Genomic DNA, 21,722 nt, shown 5'->3' with positions numbered 1-21,722 from the left:
GTAGACTTTTAAACTTAGAACAATTTAATTTGAATACATTTATTTCATTTAAATATAATAAGAGGCATTTAATAGTTGCTTAAATATCTTCTTTATAAAATCACAATAGTGGTTTATGTTAGGAATTCTGATCGATGCAAATTTCATTTGCATCGACCAGAATCATCTTGAAGTTAATATTGAGAGTCCATTTTAAATAATCTAATCTCATAATTAAAAAATAATGTTAAAAGTATTTATTCGATTGAATGCTGAGTTTTTATTGCTCTTCATCCATAGTAATATTTGGATTTTCTAATTTATTTCTAATAAAAGTCACCATCCCAAGTGACTTTTTACTTTTTTTCGAATATTTAATAATATAGGAGTTGTAATTAAACTGAGTGACTATTTTCAGTTTTACTATTTACTTCTGTGTTTCATATAGTAAATTATATGTATAGGATAGCTGGTCCGAATCCTATTTTCTATTACAGGATGTCTATAAAACTTTTTAAAAATGATAAAAAAAGTAAAAAAATCAGGCGGTTCGCTTATTTCTTGGACCGATGAAACTTGGAATCCGTGGCACGGGTGCCATAAGCTGTCAGATGCATGTAAATTCTGTTATATGTTTCGTGATAAAATGAAATATGGGCAAGATGCCAGACTGGTACTCAAGTCTAAATCTAAATTCTATTTCCCAAATAAACTAAAAGAGCCAGCTATGGTATTTACGTGCAGTTGGAGTGATTTCTTCATCGCTGAGGCGGATGCGTGGCGAGATGAGGCGTGGGAAATCATTCGCAATACACCGCACTTAACTTATCAAATTCTAACCAAGCGACCTGAGCGAATATTAGATAATCTTCCAGATGATTGGGGCAGCGGTTACGACAACGTGTGGCTAGGCGTATCTGTTGAGAATAACGCCACCAGACATCGTATAACAACGCTATCTGAAGTACCAGCAGTGGTCCGATTCATATCCTTCGAGCCGTTATTGGAGTTTGTCCAACTGGCTGATTACATGTCGTATCTAACCGAATTCTATCACTGGGCCATACTAGGCGGTGAGAGTGGCAACGACACTGGTCTGTATCGATACGGGCCCTGTGAGCTGGAATGGCTGGAGTACTTGGTAGATGTATGCAAAATCGCCCAAATGGCTGTGTTTGTAAAGCAGTTGGGTACCTATCTGCACAACGAACTAGAACTGCGAGATAGGCATGCTAGAAATCTAGAGGAATTTCCAGATTCGTTGAAAATTAGGGAATTTCCTAAGTAAATTCAATAGTAAAATAAGTGTGGTTCATTCCACACTTATTTAATGTGTTTTTCTCCATATATAATTAAAATATCATATCAAAAAAAAGTTCGTGATAAAAATTGTAACCCCATGGTCTAACATTGAGACAATTCCACATATTTATTAATATAACATACCGATAAAAAACAAATTGCAATGAAAAAAACAAAACACAATAACAAATTATGGAAACTAAAAATGGACCTGAACAGATTACCATTAGGTGAACGAAAAGATACATTGGTTCTATTATACTTTCTAAATGAATATCGAGAACAGCATAAAGCATTTAAACAGCTTAAGGAGCTATGGCTAAATAGTATTTATAGACTCCCAAAAACCTCATCTGAAAAATATAACAGCATTAAAAATGGTCGCTATAAAACGTTATCTAGAATGAAAAGAATTTTCAATGAGTATTTGGTTAAGCAAAAACCCTAAAATGAGCATATAAAAAATGGTGGTACCAAATTAATGTGATACCACCACCAATTGACCTTTGGGTCATCTATAAAACTTTTTGTTAAATAACGGATTTTTGGAGTAATCCTAACAAGATTAAAGAGTGTTCACTCTATATAAATATCAAAAAATATATATAAAAACACTCATTTTAATAAATAATTAAAAATGAAAATAAATGAAAAACAAATATTAAAATTGGATGGTACTAATTCATCTGTTAAATATCAATCAACACAAACCAATATTAATACGGACTTAATTAAGTCAGATAGCAATCAATCAAATAATAATATAGATAATACGTCTAAAGTTGAACAATTAACCAATATAAATATTAAATCTACTACCTTCATTAATGATGTATTAATATATGATGAGGTAATAAGTAATAAATCTATAGATACAATAAGGGATTCAGAGTGTTTTGATGATAATATAACTACTGATATTTGTACTCAACTCCCCCTATTTTTTATCAATAGAAATATCATTAAGATTCCTACAAAGATAGAATATGTCATTAAACGATTTATACCTAAAAAGTTGCTTAACGCAATACATGAGAATGAGGATGTAGCAAGAGAACTATGCTTGTTGTTCACCACCCAACTAACATCCACATATTTTGAAATACAAGATAATCCGGAGTCAGAGGGATGGAAATCTCTTCATGCCAAATATCTAAGAGAGTTTTTAAGCCTCAGCCCTAATACATATAAGGACGTTAGAACTGCCTTGGAACATCCCACAAATAGAGGTGCAATTATTGAATGTGACCACAAGCACATCGAAGGTGAAAAGAACTTCTTTTACCGCTTTGGAGAGGCTTATATTGGCAAAGGCATGGTAAGCTATCATTTGCAAACAAAAGAAGCTAAAAGACTCTTAAACAAGCATTTTATAAGGATTTCTGGGAAGTCTCAATCAAATCGAATTGTTCAAAATCTTATTCAATTTTATGAGGATATTTCATTACCAACAATAGACCAAATATGGAAAGAAGGAGATAGACTTAGAAAATCGAATTATAAGACCAAAAAAGGGAAATTACTAAAAAAGTTGGGACATCATAGTAAGTCTGAATTCAAAGACCCACAGAAATATTCCTTCATAGAAGATTCAATTAAAATATTCAACTACTTAACCGAAGATGGACTGATGTTTCCAGAAGTTGGAAGTGAAAAAAGTGGAGGTCGAATTATTGATTCAATTACCCTGATGCCATCTTGGATTAGGAATATGATAAAGATTAAAGATGAAGCAAATGTAGAAGCAGATTATTCCTGTTTGCATCCCAATTCCGCCATCAACCTTTATGGTGGCTCAAAGGAATACTTGACCCACAGCGATTTGGGGTTGGAGATGAATATTGATGTCAGTGATATTAAGTTGGAACATCTATCTTTTTTCAATAAAGAAGTATGGCAAATGAAAAAATCACCACTATTCAAGTATTATCAAAAGAATGAGCCAAATATGCTCCAAAATATAATAACTGAAAAACACTCAAGTGAATTTAAGCACAAGATAACTTCACGAAGGTTAATGACAAAGGAGGTGGAAATTATGACTGAAGTTGTTGAAATTCTGAATGAAGATTTCATCTATGTTGGCTATGTCTATGATGCTTTGATATGTCACCCTAGGGATGCGAATAGAGTAAAAGAAGTAATGGATTCCATAATCTTAAAACAAGGTATTAAAACCTCTGCAAAGCTCTCAAATGGAGATGGTGAAGCAGTTGAATCATCGGAGATAAAACCAGCATTAAATGAACCAAAGTCTATAAGTTCTGATGTTGTGGATGATAAGAAATATATAAGGGTTTATGCCAAGTTGATTAACAATCAGGATGGAATAAGGTCTTTGGTTCTGGAGAAAATAAACAATGGGGATGAGGTTGTTTTTGAAGATGCGATTATTGTATTTGCTAGTGGAGAAATAATTTATGATAGGGTGTTACGAGTTCATGATAGAATAAATCCAGAATTGATTTACGTTCTTGAAAGTCACATTATTAATCCATTAGCAAGTTGATAAATACTAAAGATATAATTACGCTTTCTTGGCTGAGAAAACACGACTTGAAGGAAAAAGTTTACGAGCTATAGCCATTGCACCACCACTTCCCATATTTGTGCCAATTCTAATTTCAGCGGGATATGATGAAATCCATAGGCTCACAAGGTACTCAGGAGTTCTACCTTCTAGGATTAGATTTTCCTTATTTTCAATAAGACCGTGTCCTTCAACGATATGGAAATGGGAGGTAAGCAGTGATAATTGTTTGGGGTTAATTAGAATGCGCATGATTTGGTTTATTTAGTTTCATTTTTTTGAGTGGTAATATTATACCAAAGACTTCAATAAATAAATAGTTTAAAAAACACAGAAATCAAATTAAAAACAGTTAAGGTCCTAAAATTTATCTCTTAACTTTTTAGGCATGGCTTTAATTACCATATCGTAAGAATGGTCAATTAATTCCAAAATAAAATCTTGAGATAACTCACCCTTATATATTGCAACTGAATTCCAGTGTTTATTACTAACATATGGACCAGCATATATACTTTCATATTTTTCTCTTAATTCTAATGTATATATTGGGTCACACTTAACAGTCATTGAAGCCTCACCCCTCTCCCATTTGTCTAGTGGAGCTATCAAAAACATTTTATTAAGAACTTTAAATACTAATGTTGTAGCATCGAATGGAAATTCCTCTGTACAATGTTTTTTCTTTAAACAATGCTCTCTTAATTGTTCTATATTTACCACTTTGACTTATTTTTATGTCTTTTCATAAACTAAGTATCTGATTTTACACCTATTACATTCCCCATACATTTAATTAGTATACCAAAGTAACTTCATCAAAAGGAAAACATTCCGTTACATATTTTTTAGATAAACAATAATTCCTAAATTCCTCTATGTTCATAGTAATGATCTTATATATTCTAATCTTGATTTTCAATCATTAATTGAGAATAGTTCAATTTCCAACCTGATGTTTCAATTAATTTTTCAATCATTAAAACAGTATCTAATGCTTCTTTATTAGCCGTTTCTAATAATCCACTTTCAGGAATTTTATCAATAATAAAAGATTTAGATTCTTTGTTTAGGGTAGTTAAATCTTCCGCTTCAAATTTATTAAAAAACCCATCTTTTTTATCGTAATATTTCACTTCTGTTTCAACTGTAAGGACTTTTGGAGATGGAAAATACGTAAGTTTTATCTCTTGATTTTTATTATTTGCTTCCAATTTAATTTGAGACAAATCAAAACCTATATGAACTTTCGCATTTATTAATAAAATAGCCTTCTTCTTACTTGAAATAATGTTTAAAAAATGATTTTTAGTATTTTCATAATGATATATTTCTGCAAAATCTCCTTCAACAGTAATTAACTTGCACACACTTTTGATTTTTTCTATTAAAACTACTGATTGTTTTTCAATGTTTTCAGCCCCCTTCATTTTATTAAAAAATGATATTCCCCAATAAGAAAGCACAGCTCCTAATATTATACCTAAACCTAATTCCATAATTTAAATGTAATGAAAAAAACTTCTATTTATAAAAAAAGCCATAAACATGTTATGGCTTTTTTTTATAATTATACTATCGCTAATCTAAATCTAACCCTTTTAGCGTAAGAACTCTTCCGTTATCATCAACTTCTTGTGCAAATTCATTGATAGTTTTATCTTTAAATTTACTCATAATTTTTTCTTTAAAAGGTTCAACTATAAAATGAACTGGGCACGGATGCTTAGAATCACATTCATTCAACCCTAAAAAACATTCATTAAATTTATTTACACCATCAATAATTTCAATAATATCATAAATACTCTTATTATTATTTTTAACTGTTAAATAGAATCCACCATTTGGTCCTTTTGTTGAAGATATTAGTTTATTACGAACTAACTGTTGTAATAATTTTGCCAAAAAAGGGCTTGGGACATCAATACGTTCAGAAACAATTTTAACACTAAGTTTTTTATCCTTACTTGAATTTAACGCTAAGTATAAGGTAGCTAATATTGCATATTTACTAGCTCTAGATAATACCATATTTATTTATATTTTATCAATTATTTCTTGTAAAACTACAAAAAAGGGCAAAAGAATCTTATATTTTTTTAAATTTAACAGTAAAATGTCTCATAATAGGTGCTTCATCTGTAATTTCATATCCTGATTTAGCTTCCTCTCTGGTATCATATATGTTTTTTAGCGTCGCAGCTATATAATCCATATGATTATTGGTATAAGTTCTTCTTGGAATTGCTAAACGTACTAATTCTAAATCTGGGAAACGATTTTTTCTAGTAAAAGGATCACGATCTGCCAATACCGTACCTATTTCAACTCCTCGAATTCCTCCTACAATATATATTTCAATAGCTAAGGCTTGTGCTCTATATTCTTCTCTTGGGATTTTTGGAACAAACTTATTGGCATCCAAAAATATAGCGTGTCCTCCAAATGGTTGCTGAACAGGCACTCCATATTCAACCAGTTTTTTTCCTAAATATGCAACTTGCTCAACTCTACTTTCTAAATAATTAAATTCAGTAGCCTCATCTAAACCAACAGCTAAGGCTCCCATATCTCGTCCATTCATTCCACCATATGTAATAAATCCTTCATACATAATATTAAAAACTGTTGCTTGCTTAAAAACTTCCTCATTATTTAAAGCAATAAATCCACCCATGTTTACTAAACCATCTTTTTTAGCACTAATAGTCATACCATCTCCATAAGAAAACACTTCTTTTACAATTTCTTTAATCGTTTTGTTTTCGTAACCTAGTTCTCTTTTTTTAATAAAATAAGCATTCTCCGCATAACGTGCTGAATCAAAATATAATGGAATTCCATATTTTTTGCATAGTTGAGAAACTTCTTTCGTGTTTTGAACTGAAACTGGCTGTCCTCCTGCACTGTTGCAAGTAATGGTTAAAATTACAAAGGGAATCTTTTCTTTTGGATGGCTCTTAAAAACTTTTTCTAATTTGTTTAAATCTATATTCCCTTTAAAAGGGTGAATAATTGAGGTATCAAAAGCTTCATCAATGGTACAATCTACTGCTGTTGCTTTTCTAAATTCAATATGTCCTTTGGTAGTATCAAAATGCGAATTTCCAGGAACAATATCTCCTTCTTTTACAAGAACCGAAAATAAAACATTTTCAGCGGCTCTTCCTTGGTGAGTTGGTAAAAAATATTTAAATCCTGTAATTTTCTTTACAGTTTTTTTTAATTTTAAAAATGAGGAAGACCCCGCATAACTTTCATCGCCTATCATCATTTCAGCCCATTGTTTATCGCTCATCGCTCCTGTACCTGAATCAGTTAGTAAATCAATAAAAACATTCTCTGATGACAGGTTGAATAAGTTATAATTTGCTTTTTTAATCCATTTCAATCGCTGCTCTTTGGTTGACCTTTTAATAGATTCAACCATTTTTATTTTATAGGGTTCTGCATATGGTAATTCCATAATAAGTAATTTTAATTTTAATAAATACGTTTTATACTTTGTGATAAATAATCACTGAAAAATAGTGTAGTTTAATTCATAAAGCATTCTGGACGCTTTACATTTTGGTAGGTATTATTGTGTATTTTATAAAAACTTAAATTTTTCATTACAAAGTTTCAATTCGTAAAATTACAACATTATTTTATTATAGTAATTTATTTCAATCGAGTTTTTTAATGACTATTGTCATTAAAAGTAACATAAGTTACATTTATATTTGCAATAGCGTTTTTGCAAAATTAATATTTTCTTAAAATAGCGTTTTATAATAAGAAGTATGACAAATATCACTATTTTTGCAAAACATTTTTTAATGATTAAAACTTTGTAATGAACAAATTTCTTTCGATTATTTACTCAACTCGTTTAATGGCTGTTTTATTTATAGCTTTTGCCTTAGCAATGGGTGTTGCAACATTTATTGAAAATGATTTTGGTACAGAAACTTCAAAAGCATTAGTTTACAATGCTTGGTGGTTTGAGGCTATAATGATTTTATTTGCAATCAATTTCTTTGGTAATATTTTTAAATATAAATTATATAAAAAAGAAAAACTAGTTGTCTTAGTTTTTCACTTATCGTTCTTTTTAATTCTAGTTGGAGCAGGAATTACACGATATATAAGTTATGAAGGAATCATGCCAATTAAAGAAGGTGCTGTGAGTAATACTTTCCTCTCAGAAGCAAGTTATATTAGTATTGTAATGAATGATGGGAATGAACAGAAAACACCCGTACATCATAAAATATTATTGTCTTCTATTGGTTCAAATAATTATAGTTATAAAACCGATTTTAAAGGAACGGATGTTGAAGTAAAATTAAAAAATTACATAAAAAATGCTCAAGAGGTTTTTGAAGAAAGTGAAAATGGTTCAGAATATTTAAAAGTAGTTGAATCTGGCGGCGGTGGAAGACACGATCACTACATAAAAAGAGGAACTACTGAAGTTGTGCACGGAGTTGCTGTTGGGTTTGATTCATCAAATAAAAACGCTATCGATTTTAAAACCATTGACGGAAAATTAAAAATACAAGCTGCTTCAGATGGTACGTTTTTTAGAATGGCAGATCAATATGAAGGAACTATTACAAAAGATTCAATACAAGATTTTTCTATTTTAGCTGTTCATTCTATTGCTGGCTTACAATTTGTTGTACCGCAATATGCCATAAAAGGAAATTATAAAACTATTTCAGGAGATAAGGATGCAAATAATTTAGCACAACTTGAATTTGATGTTTCTGCAGGAAATGAAACAAAAGAAGTCAAACTGATAGGTGGTCAATTTACAATTCAACCACCTACTCAATTCTCAGTTGGGAATTTAAATTTCAGAATGAGTTATGGAGCTAAACAATTAGAATTACCTTTTAGTATTAAATTAAATGATTTTCAGTTAGAAAATTATCCAGGTTCAAAAAGCGCTATGTCTTTTGCAAGTGAAATTACGGTAATGGCTCCTGAAGAAACTTTTGATTTTAGAATATTTATGAATCATATTTTAAATTATAAAGGGTATAAATTCTTTCAATCAAGTTACAATATTACACCGCAATATGAAGAGACTCATTTGTCTGTAAATCATGATTTTTGGGGGTCAACAATAACTTACATTGGTTACTTTTTATTATACGCAGGCTTAATATTAATTCTATTTATGAAAAACACGAGATTCGATTTTCTAAGAAAAAGTTTGCAAAAAATTAGAATTAAAAAGAGTGCACTTTCTATTATCGCCATCATGCTTTTAGGTTCAATTTCTTTTGCTCAGGACCACTCACATGTATTAACTAAAACTCAAATAGATTCTATTTTAAAAGAAAATTATATAGATATTGAACATACTGAAAACTTTAGCAAACTTGTTATTCAAGATGCAGGAGGAAGAATGAAACCTGTACACACCTATGCATCCCAACTACTAAGAAAAGTTAGTAAGCACGATACTTTTGAAGATATGAATGCAACACAAGTATTTTTATCTATTCAACAAAATCCTAGAATTTGGTTTCAAATTCCAATCATATATATTGAAAAAGGGAATACAAAGTTAAGAGATATTATAGGTATTCCTCATGAAAATAAATATGCATCATTAGCTAACTTTTTTGATCAAAAAGGAAATTATAAAATTACAGAATTTCAACAAGAAGCACAAAAAAGTAATATCAAAAGTAAATTTGAAAAAGATGTTATTAATGTAGATAGAAGAGTTAATTTACTATACTCTGCAATTACGGGTGCTATTCTTAAAATATTTCCAATTCCAAATGACGCTAACAATACTTGGGTTGCCGTAAATGAAATTCAAAAAATGAATTTAAAAGGACAAGATTCTGTATTTGTTAGACAAATACTTCCTATATATTTACAAACATTGTCAAGTGCAAGTGCCTCAAAAGATTATAAAACTGCAGATGAAATATTAGATGGTATTATTAATTTTCAGAAAAAATATGGAAGTGCAGTATATCCTTCAGATGATAAAATTGAATTAGAAATTGCTTATAACAAATATGATGTCTTCAAAAAGTTATTTAGCTACTATATGTACATTGGAACATTGATGTTCTTTTTTGTGATCTTTCAAATTTTCAGCAATAACAAAATCATAAACTTCTTAATAAAAGCAAGCATTGCAATTATTATTGGTTTATTTTTAATGCATACGGGAGGACTTATTGCTAGATGGATTGTAAGTGGTCATGCGCCTTGGAGTAATGCTTATGAATCTATGATTTATGTAGGTTGGGCAACCATGCTCTTTGGATTAATTTTTGGAAGAAAATCTTCAATGACAATTGCTGCCACAGCATTTTTAACTGCTTTTATTTTAATGGTAGCGCATTGGAATTGGATGGATCCTGAAATTGCAAACTTAGTTCCTGTTTTAAATTCATATTGGTTAATGATACACGTAGCAATAATTGTTGCTAGTTATGGTCCTTTCGCTTTAGGAATGATTTTAGGACTAATATCACTACTCTTAATGATTTTAACAACCAAAAAGAACAAAGCAAAAATTGGATTAATGATTAAGGAACTAACCATTATTAATGAAATGTCAATAACTGTTGGTTTAGTTATGCTTACCATTGGAAACTTTTTAGGTGGTCAATGGGCCAATGAAAGTTGGGGTCGTTATTGGGGTTGGGATCCAAAGGAAACTTGGGCTTTAATAAGTATTATAATATATGCTTTTGTACTTCACTTGCGATTAATCCCAGGTTTACGAAGTAAATTTTTATTTAATGTATTCTCAATAGCAGCTTTTGCTTCTATTTTAATGACCTATTTTGGAGTGAATTTTTATCTTTCTGGTTTACATTCGTATGCAAGTGGTGATAAAGTAATTACACCAACGTTTGTCTTTTATGCAATTGGAATAGTCACTGTGATATCCATTTTTGCCTACTTCAAACATAAAAAATACTATAAAAAATAAGTAAAATCATTCTAAAAATGTAACTTTGCAATCCAAAAAAATAATTTATAAATGTTTAATAAATATATAAAATTAGTTATTGCAGGAGCCATTTTAGTGTGGTCCGTTTTTCAGTTTATCGATGGAAATATAATGAATGGGATTTCATTGATTTTATTTGCAGGTATTTTTGTACTGTTATACTTTAAAAATGAATTTATCCTTCTTGCATTTTGGCAATTAAGAAGTCAAAACTTTGCAGGTGCCAGTAAATGGCTTAGCTATATCAAAAATCCATCAACTGCTTTGGTAAAAAAACAACAAGGCTACTTTAATTTTTTACATGGAATTATGGTATCACAAACCAACTTAACCCAAGCTGAAAAATTCTTTAAAAAAGCATTAAGCCTTGGCTTAAGTATGAAACATGATATTGCAATGGCAAAATTACAACTAGCTGGTATTGCTATGTCTAAAAGAAGAAAAAGAGAGGCTACAATGTTAATTAATGAAGCTAAAAAATTAGATACTCAAAAAGTATTAGCTGATCAAATTAAAATGTTAAAAGATCAAATGAAGAAAATGTAAGTTTTCACTTTAAATAATAAAAAACCTCAATTTTTTAATTGAGGTTTTTTATTATTTGAATTTATTCCAATATTATGGCTTCTAAGTCTTTAGTGTATTTAATTAAAAATACACCCTTATTCTCAAAACTTCCAAACAGTTTTTTCTCATAATCAAATATAGCCGATATTCTTTGAGATTTCCCATCATTTAATGCCGAGTTAAACGTAGTTGAACTAGCAATTCTTAAAAGAGAATCATAGGTTACATCAAAACCTCTTATTGCATAATTTGTAGGTAAGGTATAATTTTTTGATTTATACTTTTCATAAAATCGCTTTACATTCTCATCATCCACGTTTAAAAATTCTGAAGTAACATAAACAAAATTTAACTTTCCTAAAAAGTTGTTACTAATATTTTCAAAATTTCTTCCTTTAGTTATCGTAAATAAACTTATATCTACATCTTCAGCATACGTTTTTAAATTATTAATAGTTGCATAGGTAGTTACTATTTCATCACTAATAAGAAGTACCCAATTTTTCCCTAAGGTATCTAACTTTTTCATGAAAACTTCCTTTGCAATATAACCATCTTTAGGTTTGATAACTTCAACATTTTGAATGGAATCAAAGGCTTTAATTTTATTTATTATTCGCCAAAGTTTAGACTGATTTTCAGTCTTTTCATCATTAACAATAACTACGTTTTCCCCTTTATAAGATTTCTCCATATAAGACAATAACTTATCTTCAAAAACATTAAAATCTGGTGATGACTTAATTAAATTACCTTTTGAAATTGAATCTTGTTTTTTTGAATACAAAGGAGCAATAACTGGTGCCTTAATTCGCTTTGATACCCAATGAGCTTTATCAAAAAATAATGGTCCAATTACAATATCTGCTTTACTAAAATCATTTTTAGTCACTAAATACTGTAACTTATAATTAGAGTTTTCAGTATCTAAAAAAGTTACATTAATTTTTACTCCCTTTTGACGTAATGAATCTATTGCCATTTGGGCACCTAAATGAAAATCAGTTGTAATATTTAATAATGAGTTGGTTTTTTCAAAGCTACCAATTCTAATTGAATCATTCAATTTATTTAACTGATATGGAAGCATAAAAACAACATTTAGCTCTTTATCAAAATTTATTTTTTCACTGAAAAGTTCTTGTTCACTTTCTTCTTCAATAGTTTCTAAGGGCTTTATTTTTAACAACATTCCTAACTTCAAACCTTCATTTAATAATGGGTTAAGGTTCAACAAGTCTTCTTCTTCAACTTGATATCTCTTCGTTAAATTATATAGTGTATCATCTTTAACAACGGTATGTAACACGTAATTAATTGAGTCTTTCGCTATTGTTACGCTAGGCTTTGGAATTGTTAACTTCATTCCAATTTTAAGCCCATTCTCTAGATGTGGATTCGCATTTTTTAATTCCTCTATGGTAACACCAAACTTCCTTGAAATTCCAAATAGTGTTTCTTTGGGTAATACTAAATAATGCTTCTCATCAACTTCTTTAATTTCGGGTACAACTTTCCCGAAATTTTTATTAGGTACAATAATAACTGTATTTGGTTTAGGCTTTTTACTAACACCAGGATTTAATCTCATTAAATCCTTTTTCGACATATTATAAATTTTAGCAATACTCTTTAATGTTTCTCCTTTTTTTGTTGCATACGAAACATACTTCTTTTCCTGTGCAAAAGAAATTGAAATACTCAAAAAAAGAAATAGTACTAACAGTTGTATTTTATTCATAAAAGAATTTTAAAATTAGATAGGAAATTATTCCCATTCAATTGTTGCTGGTGGTTTGGAACTAATATCATATACTACTCTATTAACGCCCTTTACACCATTTATTATTTGATTTGATGTTTTTTGTAAAAACTCATAAGGTAAATTTACCCAATCGGCAGTCATCCCGTCGGTAGACTCTACTGCACGTAAAACAACCGCTTTCTCATACGTTCTTTCATCTCCCATAACTCCCACAGAATTTACTGGTAATAACATTGCTCCTGCTTGCCACACTTTATCATACAATCCAGATTCTTTTAATCCGTTTATAAAAATGTCATCAACTTCTTGTAGTATTCTAACTTTTTCAGCCGTAATATCACCTAAAATTCTAATTCCTAAACCAGGTCCTGGAAATGGATGTCTTCCTAATAATTCAGCATCAATTCCTAAGGAACTACCTACCCTGCGCACCTCATCTTTAAATAACATTTTTAATGGCTCAACTACTTTTAGTTTCATAAAATCGGGCAATCCACCAACATTATGATGTGATTTTATAGTTGCTGAAGGACCTCCCGTTACAGATACAGATTCTATCACATCAGGATAAATAGTTCCCTGTGCTAACCATTTCACATCTTCCAATAAATGTGCTTCATCATCAAAAACTTCAATAAACACTCTACCAATTATTTTACGTTTACCCTCTGGATCTTGTTCCCCTTTTAAACCATCCAAGAAACGTGCCGAAGCATCAACACCTTTCACATTTAACCCCATTCCTTTGTATTGATCTAGTACATTTTCAAATTCATTCTTACGCAACAAACCGTTATTTACAAATATACAGTACAAATTATCGCCAATTGCCTTGCTCAATAAAACTGCTGCTACTGTTGAATCTACTCCTCCTGAAAGTCCTAAAACAACTTTGTCATTTCCTAATTGATTTTTCAATCTATCAACTGTTGATTCAACAAATGAATCTGGCGTCCAAGTTTGCGCAACTCCGCTTATTTTTACTAAGAAATTTTCTAAAATTTTCAATCCATCTTTTGAGTGATACACTTCTGGATGAAATTGAATTCCATACGTAGTTTCATTCTTTATTTTGAAAGCTGCATTGGCAACATCATGAGTACTTCCAATGAGCTCACAATCTTCTGGCAAATTTACAATAGTATCGCTATGGCTCATCCAAACCTGACTTCCTTCTTCTACGCCTTCAAAAAATAATTCATTATCTTTAATAAAAGATAAATTAGCTCTACCATATTCCCTAGTGTTTGAAGCAGCTACTTTTCCTCCAAAATTATGCGCCATAAACTGCGCACCAAAACAAACACCTAACAATGGAATTTCCCCTTTTATATTTGATAAATCTGGATGAGGAGCATCTTCAGCCCTTACTGAGAAAGGACTACCTGAAAGAATCACCGCCTTGTAATTATCTAAAATAAAGTTTTTACTATTGTAAGGGAAAATCTCGCAAAAAATGTTGAGTTCCCTAACTCTACGCGCAATTAATTGAGTGTATTGCGACCCGAAATCTAAAATAAGTACTTTTTGTTGCATCCGCAAAAATAATATTAATATAAATATACCCTATTTTTTGGAAACATTTTTTCTTAACAACTTATTAGATAAATAAAAAGATAATTTACATATCGCAGGATTTTATGAAACGATTTGCTCTTTCAAATTGAATATTCCACATAAAAGAATGAATAATTTCTATTTTTCGGCTTTAAATTAAGCAAAATAACGCATTTTTTGTATTTGAAGATTTTTGACAAACATAAAAAAATAAAAAAACGGAAATAAACCTATTTTAAAGGATTTTAAGAGACTTTCTCTGTCATAAACAATTGTTAATAACTTACTATTTCAACTAACTTTAAACCCATTGAAATCATTCAATCTATAATTATATTTGGAGTTGATATTTTAATAATTAATAGATTTAGAAATATGAGCGAAGAAGCCAAAAAACACGATTATTCAGCTGATAGTATTCAGGCGTTAGAAGGAATGGAGCATGTACGTAAGCGTCCATCCATGTACATTGGAGATGTAAGCGTAAGAGGATTGCATCATTTAGTATATGAAGTAGTAGATAACTCTATTGATGAAGCCATGGCAGGTCATTGTGACACTATTGGAGTAATTATAAATAAAGATGGTTCGTTATCTGTAAAAGATAATGGTCGTGGAATTCCTATTGGAATACATAAAAAAGAAGGAGTGTCTGCACTTGAAGTTGTAATGACAAAAATTGGTGCTGGTGGTAAATTTGATAAAGATTCATATAAAGTTTCTGGAGGTTTGCATGGTGTTGGTGTGTCTGTAGTAAATGCACTTTCGTCACATTTAAAAGCTACGGTTTATTTAGATGGTAAAATTTGGGAACAGGAATACGAATTAGGAAAAGCTTTATATCCAGTGAAATCAATTGGGGAAAGTGATGATAAAGGAACTATGGTTACCTTCACTCCTGATAAGTCAATTTTTACACAAACAACAGAGTTTAATTATGAAACTTTAGCAACAAGAATGCGTGAACTTTCATTTTTGAATAAAGGACTTACCATAACATTGACTGATAAAAGAGTTACTGATGAAGAAGGTAACTTTACAACAGAAAGATTTTATAGTGATGAAGGTTTGCCTGAGTTTGTAAGATATTTAGATGCCACTAGAGAACAATTAACAGCTAATATTATTTCAATAGAAGGCGAAAAAAACGGTATTCCTGTTGAAGTTGCAATGGTGTACAATACATCCTATACTGAAAATTTACATTCATATGTAAATAATATTAATACTCACGAAGGAGGAACTCATCTTTCTGGTTTTAGACGTGGTTTGACAAATACACTAAAAAAATACGCTGAAGGTTCTGGAATGTTAGATAAACTAAAGTTTGATATTGCTGGTGATGATTTTAGAGAAGGATTAACAGCTATTATTTCTGTTAAAGTTGCTGAACCACAGTTTGAAGGACAAACGAAAACCAAATTAGGTAACCGTGAAGTAACTTCAGCTGTAAGTCAAGCAGTTTCTGAAATGTTAAGTGATTATTTAGAAGAAAATCCAAATGATGCTAGAACCATTGTTCAAAAAGTTGTTTTAGCTGCAACGGCTAGACACGCTGCACGTAAAGCACGTGAAATGGTGCAACGTAAAACAGTAATGTCTATTGGAGGTTTACCTGGTAAATTAAGTGACTGTTCTGAAACAGATCCCGAAAAATGTGAAATCTTTTTAGTTGAGGGAGATTCTGCAGGTGGTACAGCAAAACAAGGTCGTGATAGAGCTTTTCAAGCTATTTTGCCATTGAGAGGGAAAATATTAAATGTTGAAAAAGCAATGCAACACAAAGTTTTTGAAAATGAAGAAATCAAAAACATGTACACAGCATTGGGAGTTTCAATTGGTACTGAAGATGATCCAAGAGCTTTAAACTTATCTAAATTACGCTATAATAAAGTAGTTATTATGTGTGATGCCGATGTTGATGGTAGTCATATTGCTACATTAATTCTTACTTTCTTCTTTCGATATATGAAAGAATTAATTGAAAATGGACACATTTTTATAGCAACACCACCTTTATATTTAGTTAAAAAAGGTCAAAAGAAAGAATATGCTTGGACTGATGACCAACGCGATTTAATTGCTCATAATTTAGGTGGGAGTGTGAACATACAACGTTATAAAGGTCTTGGTGAAATGAATGCCACCCAGCTTTGGGATACAACCATGAATCCTGAATTTAGAACATTACGCCAAGTGACTATTGATAATTTAACAGAAGCGGATAGAGTATTTTCAATGCTTATGGGTGACGAAGTTCCACCGCGTAGAGCATTTATAGAGAAAAACGCAAAATATGCCAATATAGATGCATAATTTTGATTTTATATATTAAAAAAAGACCGCTATTTCAAGCGGTCTTTTTTTTATTATATTTGAAATTAAACTAACTAAATCAACTTTATGAAAAATCTATCTACAATTATTTTCGCATTATTAATTACGTTGTCAGTACAATCACAAGATGCTGATGGAATTGAATCTATTTTACTTTCTGGAACTGAAGATGCTTCAAAATTAACCGAAGCCTATATAAACCCGGCTATGAAAGGATTAATTTATGGGATGAACAACGGCTGGTACCATACAGCTAAAACACATAAAAAGCTAGGTTTTGACATCACTATTGGATTAAATGCAGCAATTATACCTACTAAAGATGAAATATTTAAATTTTCAGATTTAGGATTATCATCTTCAACAACATCAACTTCATCAACAGGGGCAACGGTTGCGGGTGAAAATTCTCTTGAAGCACCGGTAACTTATTCTGATACTATTGATGGTGAAAATGTAAGTGCTACTTTTAATATGCCTGGAGGTGTAAAAGATGATTTACCTTTAAACGCAGTACCAACGCCTAACCTTCAACTAACATTAGGATTACCTTATAAAACAGATGTAATGATACGTCTTGTTCCTGAAGTTGGATCTGAAGATGTAAAAGGAAATCTATTTGGAATAGGGTTAAAAAAAGATATTACTAGTATTTTTGGGACTTTTGAAAAATTACCATTAAATATTTCGATACTTGGAGCTTTTACAAATATGAATGTTAATTATGATATTCAAAATGATAGCTCTATTCAAGGAACAAATCAAGAGGCTGAGTTTACCTTAAATGCATATACAATTCAAGCAATCGCATCGTTAAACTTTCCAGTAATAAATATTTATGGTGGTCTTGGGTACAACGGTGGTACTTCTACATTAAAATTAAAGGGGACCTACGAATTAGAATATAACACTAGTAATCCCGCTCCTAACGATACTAAAACAATAATAGTGACGAATCCACTATCTTTAGATTTTAATGCTAGTGGTTTTAGAACTACTCTTGGTGCTCGTTTAAGTTTAGGGCCAATTAAAATTTTCGGAGACTACACCCTTCAGGAATACAATACAGTGACAGGAGGAATTGCATTTAGCTTTAGATAAAATCTTATTTCCTATAATTTTTTGTACAAAAATGATCGTTAATCTACAATCTTTTTTTTATGAAAATTTTCACTTTCGTTTAGTTTAAATATCGTAATTTTAACACTAATTTTTTTAACACAAATAAACAATACAGTAATATGAAAGTAACAGTAGTAGGAGCAGGTGCTGTAGGCGCAAGTTGTGCTGAGTACATTGCTATTAAAAACTTCGCATCTGAAGTAACACTAATTGACATTAAAGAAGGATTTGCAGAAGGAAAAGCAATGGATTTAATGCAAACAGCTTCATTAATGAAGTTTGACACTAAAATTACAGGAACTACAAACGATTATTCAAAAACAGCCGGAAGTGATGTTGCGGTTATCACAAGTGGAATTCCTAGAAAACCAGGAATGACTCGTGAAGAGTTGATTGGAATTAATGCAGGCATTGTTAAAACTGTAGCGACTAATTTAATTGAACATTCACCTAACGTAATTATAATTGTTGTTAGTAATCCAATGGACACAATGGCTTATTTAGCGCATAAAGCAACAGGATTACCTAAAAACAGAATTATTGGTATGGGTGGAGCCCTAGATAGTGCTCGCTTTAAATTCCGTTTAGCTGAAGCATTAGGATGCCCACAATCTGATATTGACGGAATGGTAATTGGAGGTCATAGTGATACAGGTATGGTTCCATTAATTGAGAAGGCTGCTCGAAATAGCGTTGCAGTATCTGAATTTTTAACAGAAGAAAGAATGCAACAAGTTGTTGAAGACACTAAAGTTGGTGGAGCTACATTAACTAAATTATTAGGAACAAGTGCTTGGTATGCTCCTGGTGCAGCAGTATCTTCAATGGTCCAAGCTATTGCTTGTGACCAACATAAAATGTTCCCTTGTTCAGCTTTATTAGAAGGTGAATTTGGCTTAAATGATATTTCAATAGGTGTTCCTTGTATAATAGGAAAAAATGGAATTGAAAAAATTGTCGAAATAGAACTTTCAGAAGCTCAAATGACTAAATTACATACAAGCGCGGAAGGTGTTAAAAAAACAAATGCTTTGTTAGATTAATATCTTTTTGAAACTATTTTAAACTCCTCAAAATGTCAATTTTGGGGAGTTTTTATTTTTAATGTATATTTAAATCCAGCAATATTCATTAATTATGAGCAAAATTAAATATTTAAGCGTTTTTATACTCGCATTTACCGCATATATTTCTTTCACAAATTTTGGTGTTTGGACCTATTTACCTATTATTTTTTCTTTCGGTTTTCTACCAATTTTGGAGCTGTTTTTTAAACCAAATGCTAAAAATTCAGATTTAGAAGAAAAAAAAGAGCTCAAAAAAGATAGCTATTTTAACGCAGTGCTATTTGCAACTGTACCCATACAATTAGGATTATTAATTTTCTTCCTATTTTCGATTCAAGATAATTTATCAACTTTTGAATTTATTGGACGAGTAGTTTCTTTAGGTGTTTTATGTGGTATTTTAGGAATTAACGTTGGACACGAGTTAGGACATAGAACCAATAGGTTTCAACAATTTTTAGGCGAAATACTATTACTCACCTCATTAGAAACTCATTTTTTACCTTATCATAATAGTGGTCATCATTATAATGTTGCTACACCAAGAGATCCTGCAACGGCTAGAAAAGGTGAGCTAGTTTTTGTATTTTGGTTTCGATCTCAAATAGGTAGTTATTTTCAAGCTTGGCAAATTGAAAAAAATAAATTACAAAAGAATGGTCAACATTTTTTTTCTTTTTCTAATAGAATGATTGTATACACATTTGCCCAGTTAGGACTGCTATTAACCATCTATTTTACTTTTAATTTAAAAACTATGATGGCATTTTTAGCTGCTTCAGTATTTGGAATATTGATGCTTGAAACTGTAAATTACATTGAGCATTATGGATTATTGAGAATATTAAAAGAAAACGGAAACTACGAAAGAGTTAAACCCTACCATTCTTGGAATTCTAATCACATTATTGGAAGAAGTATGTTATTCGAATTATCACGCCATTCAGATCATCATTATAAAGCAAGTAAACATTATCAATTGTTAGATGCATTACCTAATAGTCCACAAATGATAACTGGTTATCCTGGAATGATGCTATTGGCATTAATTCCTCCTTTATGGTTTAAAATAATGCACAAACAATTGGAAGAATTTAAAGCTACTTCATAAAAAAGTGCCTTAATAATTTAAGACACTTTTTTCTTATTCCTTGACAACCTTATTAAGACAACCCTGAAATTACTCCATTGTTATCAATAGTCATTCCTTCTGAAGCCGGAACACCTGGCAATCCGGGCATACGCATCATTTGTCCTAAAATTGGAATTATAAATCGTGCACCTGCAGCAATTTCAATTTCACGAACCGTAACTTTGAAGCCAGTTGGCCTGCCAACTAATGATTCATTATCTGAAAATGACTTTTGAGTTTTCGCCATACAAATTGCAAAATTATTGAATCCGAGACGATCTATTCTTCTTAAGTTTAAAAGTGCTTTTTTATCAAAATCTACCCCATCGGCACCGTAAATTTCTTTTGCTATTTTTTCTATCTTTTCTACAACCGGAGAATTCCAATCATATATTGGCTTAAATTGAGAGGTTGTTGCCTCAACAACATTGACAACCGCTTGCGCCAAATCTTTTGTTCCTTCTCCACCTTTTTCCCAGCCTTCAGAAACTACCGCTTGTACGCCTAGCTTCTTACATTCATTAATTATAAAATTAATTTCCTCTTTTGAATCTGTAATAAAAGCATTAATTGCGACCACTGGTTCAATTTTAAACTTACGTATATTTTCAATATGTTTCTCTAAATTACAGAATCCATCTTTTACAAATGTTAAATTTGGAGTGTTATATTCATCCTTTTTAGCGCCTCCATGGTGACGTAAAGCTCTAATTGTTGCAACCAACACAACTGCTTTTGGATTTAATCCAGCGGCAGCACATTTAATATTTAAGAATTTTTCAGCTCCTAAATCAGCTCCAAATCCAGCTTCCGTAATTACATAATTAGATAATGACAACCCCATTTTAGTGGCTATAATTGTATTGGTACCTTGAGCTATATTTGCAAACGGACCACCATGAATTATTGAAGGATTTTCTTCTAATGTTTGAACTAAGTTTGGTTTAATAGCATCTTTTAATAAAATAGCCATAGCATTCTCTGCTTTTAAATCACGCGCAAAAATTGGTTTTTTATCAAATGTAAAACCTACGAAAATATCTCCTAAGCGTTGTTTTAAATCTTCAAAATCAGTGGCCATACATAAAATAGCCATGACTTCAGATGCTGGTGTTATGTTAAAACCATCTTCTCTTGGAATTCCGTTCGCTGTTCCACCTAAACCAATAGTTATGTCTCGTAACGCCCTATCATTCATATCAATAACTCTTTTCCAAAGAATAGTTCTAGCGTCAATATTTAGGTTACAACATTTACTTTGTAAATTATTATCAATTAATGCTGCTAATAAATTATTCGCTTTTTCAATAGCGTTAAAATCACCCGTAAAATGTAAATTAATGTCCTCCATAGGTACAACCTGTGAGTGACCTCCACCGGCT

The 21,722-nt window shown here is 30.9% G+C and carries 17 protein-coding genes and 1 pseudogene; 9 read left to right on the top strand and 9 right to left on the bottom strand.

Going from position 1 to position 21,722, the window contains the following annotated elements:
- Positions 1–499: 499 nt before the first annotated feature.
- From HKP59_RS10605 to HKP59_RS10595, 3 genes are all read left to right on the top strand, one after another.
- A complete protein-coding gene (locus HKP59_RS10605; RefSeq protein WP_291806617.1) occupies positions 500–1,267 on the top strand; it encodes a DUF5131 family protein in 768 nt (255 codons plus the stop codon).
- 177 nt (positions 1,268–1,444) lie between these two features.
- Positions 1,445–1,729, top strand: a complete 285-nt coding sequence (locus HKP59_RS10600) for a hypothetical protein (protein ID WP_291806615.1) — start codon at positions 1,445–1,447, stop codon at positions 1,727–1,729.
- A gap of 189 nt (positions 1,730–1,918) precedes the next feature.
- On the top strand, positions 1,919–3,790 hold the full coding sequence (locus HKP59_RS10595; RefSeq protein ID WP_291806613.1) for a hypothetical protein: 1,872 nt from the start codon (positions 1,919–1,921) through the stop codon (positions 3,788–3,790).
- Between the two features lie 18 nt (positions 3,791–3,808).
- Here HKP59_RS10595 and HKP59_RS10590 read toward each other — a convergent pair whose 3' ends face one another.
- The 6 genes and pseudogenes from HKP59_RS10590 to HKP59_RS10565 form a co-directional block, all read right to left on the bottom strand.
- Positions 3,809–4,063, bottom strand: a complete 255-nt coding sequence (locus HKP59_RS10590; protein ID WP_291806611.1) for a hypothetical protein — start codon at positions 4,061–4,063, stop codon at positions 3,809–3,811.
- A 108-nt stretch (positions 4,064–4,171) separates the two neighbouring features.
- Positions 4,172–4,534 carry an MmcQ/YjbR family DNA-binding protein gene (locus HKP59_RS10585; protein ID WP_291806609.1) on the bottom strand — a complete coding sequence of 121 codons (363 nt, stop codon included), beginning with the start codon at positions 4,532–4,534 and terminating at the stop codon, positions 4,172–4,174.
- A 76-nt stretch (positions 4,535–4,610) separates the two neighbouring features.
- Positions 4,611–4,697 (bottom strand): annotated as a pseudogene (locus HKP59_RS10580) (MmcQ/YjbR family DNA-binding protein); the annotation flags it as partial.
- A gap of 19 nt (positions 4,698–4,716) precedes the next feature.
- Positions 4,717–5,310, bottom strand: a complete 594-nt coding sequence (locus HKP59_RS10575) for a DUF4230 domain-containing protein (protein WP_291806607.1) — start codon at positions 5,308–5,310, stop codon at positions 4,717–4,719.
- 82 nt (positions 5,311–5,392) lie between these two features.
- Entirely contained in the window at positions 5,393–5,845 is a 453-nt protein-coding gene (locus HKP59_RS10570) for an Rrf2 family transcriptional regulator (protein WP_291806605.1), read from the bottom strand.
- Between the two features lie 58 nt (positions 5,846–5,903).
- Positions 5,904–7,280 (bottom strand): tryptophanase, encoded by a 1,377-nt coding sequence (locus HKP59_RS10565; protein ID WP_291806603.1) that lies wholly within the window; start codon positions 7,278–7,280, stop codon positions 5,904–5,906.
- A gap of 372 nt (positions 7,281–7,652) precedes the next feature.
- On the opposite strand from HKP59_RS10565, the gene ccsA reads away from it, so the two are divergent.
- A complete protein-coding gene (gene ccsA / locus HKP59_RS10560) occupies positions 7,653–10,772 on the top strand; it encodes a cytochrome c biogenesis protein CcsA (RefSeq protein ID WP_291806601.1) in 3,120 nt (1,039 codons plus the stop codon).
- A gap of 51 nt (positions 10,773–10,823) precedes the next feature.
- Positions 10,824–11,339 (top strand): DUF2892 domain-containing protein, encoded by a 516-nt coding sequence (locus HKP59_RS10555; RefSeq protein WP_291806599.1) that lies wholly within the window; start codon positions 10,824–10,826, stop codon positions 11,337–11,339.
- 61 nt (positions 11,340–11,400) lie between these two features.
- Here HKP59_RS10555 and HKP59_RS10550 read toward each other — a convergent pair whose 3' ends face one another.
- Together HKP59_RS10550 and guaA are read right to left on the bottom strand one after the other, a co-directional pair.
- Positions 11,401–13,101 (bottom strand): LysM peptidoglycan-binding domain-containing protein, encoded by a 1,701-nt coding sequence (locus HKP59_RS10550; RefSeq protein WP_291806597.1) that lies wholly within the window; start codon positions 13,099–13,101, stop codon positions 11,401–11,403.
- A gap of 27 nt (positions 13,102–13,128) precedes the next feature.
- Positions 13,129–14,661 carry a glutamine-hydrolyzing GMP synthase gene (gene guaA, locus HKP59_RS10545; protein ID WP_291806595.1) on the bottom strand — a complete coding sequence of 511 codons (1,533 nt, stop codon included), beginning with the start codon at positions 14,659–14,661 and terminating at the stop codon, positions 13,129–13,131.
- A 396-nt stretch (positions 14,662–15,057) separates the two neighbouring features.
- Here guaA and gyrB point away from each other — a divergent pair, with 396 nt between their 5' ends.
- The 4 genes from gyrB (at position 15,058) to HKP59_RS10525 (ending at position 20,319) form a co-directional block, all read left to right on the top strand.
- Positions 15,058–16,998, top strand: a complete 1,941-nt coding sequence (gene gyrB, locus HKP59_RS10540) for a DNA topoisomerase (ATP-hydrolyzing) subunit B (protein WP_291806592.1) — start codon at positions 15,058–15,060, stop codon at positions 16,996–16,998.
- Positions 16,999–17,085: 87 nt separating this feature from the next.
- Positions 17,086–18,120, top strand: coding sequence for a DUF6588 family protein (locus HKP59_RS10535; protein ID WP_291806588.1), 1,035 nt, complete (start codon positions 17,086–17,088; stop codon positions 18,118–18,120).
- 140 nt (positions 18,121–18,260) lie between these two features.
- The gene (locus HKP59_RS10530; protein ID WP_291806585.1) at positions 18,261–19,184 is read left to right on the top strand and encodes a malate dehydrogenase; all 924 of its coding nucleotides are present in this window, start codon (positions 18,261–18,263) and stop codon (positions 19,182–19,184) included.
- 94 nt (positions 19,185–19,278) lie between these two features.
- Positions 19,279–20,319, top strand: a complete 1,041-nt coding sequence (locus HKP59_RS10525; RefSeq protein ID WP_291806583.1) for an alkane 1-monooxygenase — start codon at positions 19,279–19,281, stop codon at positions 20,317–20,319.
- A gap of 52 nt (positions 20,320–20,371) precedes the next feature.
- Here the strand turns inward: HKP59_RS10525 and HKP59_RS10520 are convergent.
- On the bottom strand, positions 20,372–21,722 hold a 1,351-nt coding region (locus HKP59_RS10520), incomplete at its 5' end, for a formate--tetrahydrofolate ligase (protein WP_291806580.1).

Source organism: Lutibacter sp., assembly GCF_013041805.1.
In the GTDB taxonomy this organism is placed as follows: domain Bacteria; phylum Bacteroidota; class Bacteroidia; order Flavobacteriales; family Flavobacteriaceae; genus Lutibacter.
The sequence above is the reverse complement of the archived record's forward strand: the minus strand, read 5'-3'. Positions and strand labels throughout refer to the sequence as shown.

Excerpts from the sequence above, each read along its gene's own strand:
- guaA (WP_291806595.1), bottom strand. The coding sequence starts at position 14,661 with ATGCAACAAAAAGTACTTATTTTAGATTTCGGGTCGCAATACACTCAA.
- HKP59_RS10550 (WP_291806597.1), bottom strand. The coding sequence starts at position 13,101 with ATGAATAAAATACAACTGTTAGTACTATTTCTTTTTTTGAGTATTTCA.
- HKP59_RS10605 (WP_291806617.1), top strand. The coding sequence starts at position 500 with ATGATAAAAAAAGTAAAAAAATCAGGCGGTTCGCTTATTTCTTGGACC.
- HKP59_RS10565 (WP_291806603.1), bottom strand. The coding sequence starts at position 7,280 with ATGGAATTACCATATGCAGAACCCTATAAAATAAAAATGGTTGAATCT.
- HKP59_RS10535 (WP_291806588.1), top strand. The coding sequence starts at position 17,086 with ATGAAAAATCTATCTACAATTATTTTCGCATTATTAATTACGTTGTCA.
- HKP59_RS10570 (WP_291806605.1), bottom strand. The coding sequence starts at position 5,845 with ATGGTATTATCTAGAGCTAGTAAATATGCAATATTAGCTACCTTATAC.
- HKP59_RS10575 (WP_291806607.1), bottom strand. The coding sequence starts at position 5,310 with ATGGAATTAGGTTTAGGTATAATATTAGGAGCTGTGCTTTCTTATTGG.
- HKP59_RS10600 (WP_291806615.1), top strand. The coding sequence starts at position 1,445 with ATGAAAAAAACAAAACACAATAACAAATTATGGAAACTAAAAATGGAC.
- HKP59_RS10525 (WP_291806583.1), top strand. The coding sequence starts at position 19,279 with ATGAGCAAAATTAAATATTTAAGCGTTTTTATACTCGCATTTACCGCA.
- gyrB (WP_291806592.1), top strand. The coding sequence starts at position 15,058 with ATGAGCGAAGAAGCCAAAAAACACGATTATTCAGCTGATAGTATTCAG.
- ccsA (WP_291806601.1), top strand. The coding sequence starts at position 7,653 with ATGAACAAATTTCTTTCGATTATTTACTCAACTCGTTTAATGGCTGTT.
- HKP59_RS10530 (WP_291806585.1), top strand. The coding sequence starts at position 18,261 with ATGAAAGTAACAGTAGTAGGAGCAGGTGCTGTAGGCGCAAGTTGTGCT.
- HKP59_RS10595 (WP_291806613.1), top strand. The coding sequence starts at position 1,919 with ATGAAAATAAATGAAAAACAAATATTAAAATTGGATGGTACTAATTCA.
- HKP59_RS10590 (WP_291806611.1), bottom strand. The coding sequence starts at position 4,063 with ATGCGCATTCTAATTAACCCCAAACAATTATCACTGCTTACCTCCCAT.
- HKP59_RS10555 (WP_291806599.1), top strand. The coding sequence starts at position 10,824 with ATGTTTAATAAATATATAAAATTAGTTATTGCAGGAGCCATTTTAGTG.